4 protein-coding genes are annotated in these 7,663 nt (G+C 41.4%); all 4 read left to right on the top strand.

Annotated features, from left to right (window positions below; all coding sequences use genetic code 11):
- Nucleotides 1–955 precede the first annotated feature (955 nt).
- Nucleotides 956–2,890 (top strand): threonine--tRNA ligase, encoded by a 1,935-nt coding sequence (gene thrS / locus RCH20_RS04540; protein WP_327192766.1) that lies wholly within the window; start codon nucleotides 956–958, stop codon nucleotides 2,888–2,890.
- A gap of 23 nt (nucleotides 2,891–2,913) precedes the next feature.
- On the top strand, nucleotides 2,914–3,417 hold the full coding sequence (infC, locus tag RCH20_RS04535) for a translation initiation factor IF-3 (protein ID WP_209956133.1): 504 nt from the start codon (nucleotides 2,914–2,916) through the stop codon (nucleotides 3,415–3,417).
- A gap of 365 nt (nucleotides 3,418–3,782) precedes the next feature.
- Nucleotides 3,783–5,027 (top strand): toxic anion resistance protein, encoded by a 1,245-nt coding sequence (locus RCH20_RS04530; protein WP_209956132.1) that lies wholly within the window; start codon nucleotides 3,783–3,785, stop codon nucleotides 5,025–5,027.
- Between the two features lie 161 nt (nucleotides 5,028–5,188).
- Complete coding sequence (rnr, locus tag RCH20_RS04525) at nucleotides 5,189–7,444, top strand: ribonuclease R (RefSeq protein WP_209956131.1); 2,256 nt, start codon at nucleotides 5,189–5,191, stop codon at nucleotides 7,442–7,444.
- Nucleotides 7,445–7,663: the final 219 nt, after the last annotated feature.

The following is a 7,663-nucleotide window of genomic DNA, read 5'->3' as shown; positions in this document are numbered from 1 at the left end:
ATAATGTTTTCTCTAATTAAGGTAAGCTATTTAGCTTATCTCGTTTAGCGAGCTGACTAGTATATCATGTTGAAATAACCTGTCAAGCCTTTGTTTTAATTCGTTTCAGTAGGTTAGCTTGGTAGTTATTAAGTAATGAATTACTCTTAAACTTGCTAGCTTCCCTTGCTGAGGGGCGTATTATAGACACTTTTAATGTGGTGTCAAGAAGTTATTTTAAATTATTTGTATTTAGTTGCTAATGACCTTATATAATGACCCTGCATAAGGTTACTTATAAAGCTTACACACACTTGTATATAGAGATGATAATATTAAATTATTTGCTAGCTTTAGTCAATCTAACAGCTTGCTTATGATTATACTCCACACCATAGTTTTTCACTAATTCGTCCAACTATCTATCTATCTATCTATCTATCTATCTATCTATCTATCTCTACATAATATACAAAATCTGGCTAATATAAAAGACATAGTATTATTTTTTCGCCTATACGACTACTACTCACCACACAGGCCTCTACAGGCCTTTATTAGGTAGCGGAATATAATGGCACGGTTAACTCAAGCGTTATTTAACTCACTTATTATATAATTAATGTCTTATCAACATTAACTCTCGCCTTCTCCTGTCCCAGTTCTCCACTTTGGATAAGGTCTCCCCTTACTATCTAGTGTTTGTAGACAGTATTTGCTATAATGTCTGCTTTTATAGCATGACTTACCGACGCTGTCAGTTAACTGTATTTAAAGGGCAAACTGTCGTGTCTGATACTATGATAATGGTTCATAGTTGAGACAAGTGATTAACGATATTAGTTAAGCAACCTTAATGCATGCTATTAAGTCACAACATGCCGCAATGAGTGGTTATAACTTATGTAGTCTTACGGTCATATGATTGATGGTTGCAATCATCACTGCCAACAGACTCAAAACAGGTGAACAGATTATGGTAGCGATTACTTTACCCGATGGTAGCGTAAAAAACTTTGAAGGCAACACCTCTGTTATGGAAGTGGCGCAAAGCATTGGGGCAGGTCTTGCTAAAGCGACGGTTGCTGGGCGTGTAAATGGTCAGCTGGTTGATGCTTATGATCCTATCATTGCCGATGCTAAGGTCGAAATCGTTACTGCAAAAGATGAGGATGGGGTCGATATTATTCGTCACTCCTGCGCGCATTTACTCGGTCATGCAGTCAAGCAGCTGTATCCTGATGTAAAAATGGTCATCGGGCCAGTGATTGATGATGGTTTTTACTATGATATCTTTAGTGAAACACCGTTTACACCTGAGCACATGGAAAAAATTGAAAAACGCATGATGGAACTGATTAAGCAGGACTATGATGTTATTAAGAAAATGACCCCACGCGATGAAGTGATTGAGATATTCAAAGCACGCGGCGAAGATTATAAGCTCAAACTTATTAATGATATGCCAGGCGAAGATGCTTTTGGCTTATATCATCATCAAGAATACGTTGATATGTGCCGTGGCCCGCACGTTCCTAACACTCGTTTTTTGAAAGTCTTTAAATTAACTAAAATGAGCGGTGCTTATTGGCGTGGCGATGCTAAAAATGAGCAGCTGCAACGTATTTACGGCACAGCTTGGGCAGATAAAAAACAGCTAAAGGCTTATATCCAACGTATTGAAGAAGCCGAAAAGCGTGATCACCGTAAAATCGGCAAAGCGTTAAACCTATTCCATATGCAAGAGCAGGCGCCAGGAATGGTGTTCTGGCATCCAAACGGCTGGACCATTTATCAAGTACTTGAGCAGTATATGCGTAAAGTACAAAATGATAATGGCTATGAAGAAATTAAAACGCCGCAAATTGTTGATCGTAGCTTGTGGGAACGTTCTGGTCACTGGGGTAACTATGCGACCAATATGTTCACCACTTCTAGCGAAAGCCGTGATTATGCGGTGAAGCCAATGAACTGCCCTTGTCACGTACAGGTATTTAACCAAGGTTTAAAATCTTATCGGGATCTGCCACTCCGCATGGCTGAATTTGGCTCATGTCATCGTAACGAACCGTCAGGCTCATTGCATGGCTTGATGCGGGTACGTGGTTTTACTCAAGATGATGCCCATATCTTTTGTACCCAAGCGCAAATTCAGCAGGAAGTGGCAGACTTTATTCAGCTGACGCTGGATGTCTATGATGATTTTGGTTTTAAAGACATCATTATGAAGCTATCTACTCGTCCAGAGAAGCGCGTTGGTAGTGAAGAAGCGTGGGATTTTGCCGAAAAAGCGTTGGCTGAGGCCCTTGATAATTCAGGTCTGGACTGGGAATATTTACCTGGCGAAGGTGCCTTTTATGGTCCTAAAATTGAATTCAGTCTAAAAGATTGCTTAGGCCGTGTTTGGCAGTGCGGTACTATTCAGGTCGATCCTAATATGCCTGAGCGCCTTGATGCCGAATTTGTCAACGAACATGGCGAGCGTGAAGTACCGATTATGTTACACCGCGCCATTCTAGGCTCATTTGAGCGCTTTATTGGTATGCTTATCGAACATTATGCAGGTTGGATGCCAGTTTGGTTGGCGCCGCAACAGGTAGTGGTGATGAATATCACTGATAAACAAGCCGAAAGCTGCGAAAATGTGGTTAAAGAGTTGAAAAATGCAGGTCTACGCGCCATTAGTGACTTGCGTAACGAAAAAATTGGATTTAAGATACGAGAGAAAACACTAGAACGTATTCCCTATATGCTAGTATTAGGGGATAAAGAAGTTGAATCAGGCACCGTCAACGTCCGAACCCGCGAAGGTGAAAACCTAGGCGTGATGAGTGCTGCTGAATTTATTACATTAGTACAGACAGCTGTCGCCGAAAAAGGCCGACAGAACCCAAAAACAGATCAGGAGTAATACCTATTAAACAGTCAAACCGTTTGAACATCAACGAAGATATCAACGTTAAAGAAGTCCGTCTAGTTAAAGAAGACGGCGAGCAGATGGGTGTGGTCGATATTGATACCGCGATGAAAACGGCACGTGAGGACAATCTAGATTTAGTTGAGCTAGTCCCTGATGCCAAGCCACCAGTATGTAAAATCATGGATTATAAACATTTCCTCTATGATCAAAAGCAAAAGGCTAAAGAAGCTAAGAAGAACCAAAAGCAAACTCAGCTCAAAGAGATGAAACTACGTCCTAGTACTGAAGAAGCCGATTATCAGGTTAAACTGAAGAAAATCGTTAGTTTCCTAGAAGACCAAGACAAGGTTAAAATCAGCATCCGTTTCCGTGGTCGCGAGATGGCACACCAAGATATCGGTCGTAAACAACTCGATCGTATTATCGAAGATACTGCTGATATCTCAAACGTCGAACAATACCCAAAAATGGAAGGTCGACAAATGGGTATGCTGTTAGGGCCTACGAAGAAAAAATAGGAAGATGCTCAGCTTTAGATGCCGGAATAACGTGTTTATATTTTTTAGCCATCAATATGCTGCGGGATATTGATGGTTTTTTGCTATTTGGCATGTACTTAGGGTTTTTGATCACTTTTTACCACTAAATAGCTTTGGTCTGGCACTACTTTACAAAACCAATCTTCATTCGCACTTAAGAACGCGGTAATCTTAACGCTTGGTTACGATGTATTAACTATAATAATTAAAATAAAACAGCTGTAGTGTATCTAAGCTATATATAACTATAGTTCAGGTCACCATATAAGGTTATCACTGGATAAGGTTAAGGCCGCTACCTAAAAACATATTTTCCCTGACCATCGTTAATTATAGGAAACTTTATGCAAGAGTTGACCCCACCAAATAACGCTAATGTCCCAGGCATTTCATTAACACCCCCTTCAGCAGTTAAAGAAGTACAAAAGAGTGAGGCGGATCAGATGGTCACGTTGGATGAAAGCCAAATTCCAGAGCTTGATGCCAAAGTCGATGCTTTCGTCGATCATGTGATTAGTAACTCTGTACACAGCCCTGAATTTAAACAGAACGTCGAATCTATTCATAACTTAGGTAATAAAGAAATTCGTGAATCTGCACAAGTTTCTAACCGGATGCTAGAGCTACCTGCAAAAAGCCTGAATGACAGCTTATTCGATAACTCACCCATTGCTAAGTCGTTAACAGAGCTGCGTGGCATTGTCGAAGATTTGGACCCCAGTAAAAAAGAGCTGACTAGCTCACGCAAACTGTTTGGTTTAATTCCTTTTGGCAATAAAGTACAAGATTATTTCCGCCAATACGAATCAGCACAATCACATATCAATGCAGTAGTAACCAGTCTATATAATGGTAAAGATGAGCTGCTCAAAGACAATGCGATGATTGAGCAAGAAAAAATAAACATGTGGGACTTGATGCAGTCTATTCGTCAATACGTTTATGTTGGCAAAAAAATCGATGAGCAGTTAGAGCAAAAAATCTACGCGATTGAAGCCACTGATCCGGAAAAAGCGCGTATTATTAAAGAAGAGATGCTGTTCTATGTACGCCAAAAAAACACTGATTTCTTGACTCAGTTGGCAGTGAATGTACAGGGTTATTTAGCACTTGATACCATTCGAAAAAATAACTTAGAGCTGATCAAGGGAGTAGATCGTGCCACTACTACTACGGTCTCAGCATTACGTACTGCGGTAATCGTTGCTCAAGCAATGACCAACCAAAAGCTAGTGCTTGACCAAATTACAGCGTTAAATAAAACCACCAGTAGTTTGATTGAGTCTACCTCTGCCATGCTTAAGCGCCAGTCAGGTGAGATTCATGAGCAAGCAACCAGTAGTACTATCGAGCTTGATAAATTACAAAACGCCTTTAATAATGTTTATGACACCATGGATATGATTAGTAATTATAAAGTTGAAGCACTAGAGAACATGAAACAAACGGTTAATACCTTAACCACAGAAGTAGATAAAGCGCAAAAATATTTAGACAAATCGAATCAGACTACCGTGCTTGAAGTGTCAAAAGAATTGGACAGTAAGAAGATAACAGATAACTCTGATTCTAGTAATGTTGATATTTAGAGTACCTTAACAGCAGTGACTGATTGAACAATAGTGCCAGATGCTAGCGGATACCTATGAGTCCATTGATGCAAGATATTGCTGCGGCATTGGTGTCAAGCCACGTTGTTCGTGTTAAGATAGTCCCCATTAATAATTTTAAAAAACAGATACGGTACTTTATGAGTTGGAATGATCCAAACGCCTCGGCTGAAGCCCAAAAATATGACAATCCTATCCCTAGTCGTGCGCTGATATTGAGCACGATTACCGAGCAAGGTGAACTCACGCATCAGCAGCTAGCAAAAGCTTTTAACATCGATGACCCTGATCAATTTGATGCTTTAGGCAATCGCCTTAAAGCCATGGTCCGTGACGGTCAGATCAACCGCGATGGGCGTCCTTATCGCTATCGCACAGTGACCCAGCACGATATCGTTAACGGTACCGTGTCCGCTCACCCTAAAGGTTTTGGCTTTGTATTGTTAAGTGATATGCCTGATTTATTCTTGCATGAGAAACAAATGCGCTGGGTATTTAATGGCGATAAAGTCGATGCTATTGGCACGTCTACCGACAACCGTGGACGTACTGAAGGGCGTATTGTCGATGTCACTGAGCGTCATCAGAACCATTTTATTGGCACGCTTGCTAAAGACGAAGACGGTTATTGTGTCGAGCTTAGTAGTCCGAACAATCATCAGCCGATTACGGTTACTGAGGACAATGTACAAGCCCTTGGTGCTAAGCAAGGCTCTCCTGTTAAAGTAGATGTGATTGACTGGCCAAATCAACACGAATTTGCCACTGGTAAAATCACTGAAGTACTCTCTGATGAAAACGATCGTGAGCTTATCATTGAGACTACTTTACTCAACTACGATATTCCTTCTGAGTTTAGCGCAGCCGCACTTAAACAAGCCAGTGACTATCGCGAGCCTAGCAAAAAAGACTTAAAAGGTCGTACCGATTTACGTGAGTTACCGCTAGTTACTATCGATGGTGCGGATGCACGTGACTTTGATGATGCGGTATTCGCCGAAAAGCGCAGTGGTGGCAACTATCGCGTATTGGTTGCTATTGCAGATGTTAGCTATTATGTCACACCGAACTCGCCACTTGATCTAGATGCTTATGAACGTGGTACGTCAGTATACTTCCCGCATCGCGTGATTCCAATGTTACCTGAAGTGCTGTCGAACGGTCTGTGTTCACTGAACCCAGAGGTTGACCGTCTATGTATGGTAGCGGATATCAAAGTATCGCGTGCAGGCAAGGTCACCGGTTATGAATTCTATCCAGGGGTTATGCATTCACAAGCGCGTCTGACCTATGATCAAGTGAATACTTATTTTGCTGATCCAGAAGATGACAGTATTCCTAAGTCGTTAACAGAAAATAAAGCGGTTAAGAAGTCTGTCGATACTTTGCATCAACTATATGACCTACTCCTCAAAAAGCGTGAAGAGCGTCATGCGATGGAGTTTGAGACCGTTGAGACTTATATCCAATTCAACGAAAAAGGTGGTATTGCGGCCATCTTACCGCGTACTCGTGGCGATGCGCATAAACTTATCGAAGAGTGTATGCTACTCGCCAATACCTGTGCGGCCAATTTTGCGCTAAAAAATGAACTGCCCGTGTTGTATCGTAACCATGATAAACCTGATGGCGAAAAGTCGATGCGTATTCATGAATATGCAAAAAACTTTGGCTTAAGCTTCCCAGAAGAAAACCCAACGCAAGCAGATTATCAGCGTATTATTGAAGCAACTAAAGACCGTCCTGATGCGATTAGCGTGCATAGTATGCTGCTACGCTCAATGATGCAGGCTAATTACGCGCCTGACAACATCGGTCACTTTGGCCTAGCCTATGACGAGTACAGTCACTTTACCTCGCCGATTCGCCGTTATCCTGACTTGATGTTACACCGTGCACTCAAAGCCAAGGTCACTAACAGCAAACAGCCAGAGATGGAGTTCTCTCTTGAAGGCGCTGGAACGCAAACGTCAGACACAGAGCGCCGCGCTGAAAAAGCCTCTCGTTTTGTAGAGTCTTGGCTCAAGTGTCATTACATGAAAGATCACGTCGGCGAAGAGTTCGATGGTGTGGTTACTTCTGTGACTAACTTTGGGCTGTTCGTGACCCTAAAAGACTTATATATTGATGGTCTGGTGCATATTTCTAACGTTGGTGATGATTTCTTTGTTTATGACGAAAAGCAGCAACAGCTTATTGGTAAAGACAAAGGCACATTGTTTGGGCTTGGTGATGCGGTACGAGTAAAAGTTGCTGGAGTCAATATGGACTTGCTACAGATCGACTTTGATTTGAAAGCTAAGCTACAAGCGAGCCAGATGAACCAAACCGAAGCGAGCCCAGCTAAGAAAAAACGGCGTCGTAGTAATAGCAACGGTAATAGCAAAAAAGACTAATGCCATTTGCATAATAGATACTTATAAAAAAGGCTAACGTTATCGTTAGCCTTTTTTATGCCTTTAACTTTATAATAGTCTGCACAATCATATTGTAAACAACGCGAGACTTCATCGTTCATAGACTCTCAAAGTTACCTGTTTGCCTTCTCTTTAACAAGGGGTATTCTCTAATAGGTAACTCTCTGTAATATAGTTAAAATACCTTAAAAACGCTAG

Origin of the sequence: Psychrobacter sp. PL15, assembly GCF_035984995.1 — a bacterium.
Taxonomy (GTDB): Bacteria; Pseudomonadota; Gammaproteobacteria; order Pseudomonadales; family Moraxellaceae; genus Psychrobacter.
Note: the sequence above shows the minus strand (reverse complement) of the source record. Positions and strands in the feature narration are given on the sequence as shown.

What these genes read in the sequence shown, in the direction of transcription:
- thrS (WP_327192766.1), top strand. Translation starts at nt 956, where the DNA reads ATGGTAGCGATTACTTTACCCGATGGTAGCGTAAAAAACTTTGAAGGC.
- RCH20_RS04530 (WP_209956132.1), top strand. Translation starts at nt 3,783, where the DNA reads ATGCAAGAGTTGACCCCACCAAATAACGCTAATGTCCCAGGCATTTCA.
- rnr (WP_209956131.1), top strand. Translation starts at nt 5,189, where the DNA reads ATGAGTTGGAATGATCCAAACGCCTCGGCTGAAGCCCAAAAATATGAC.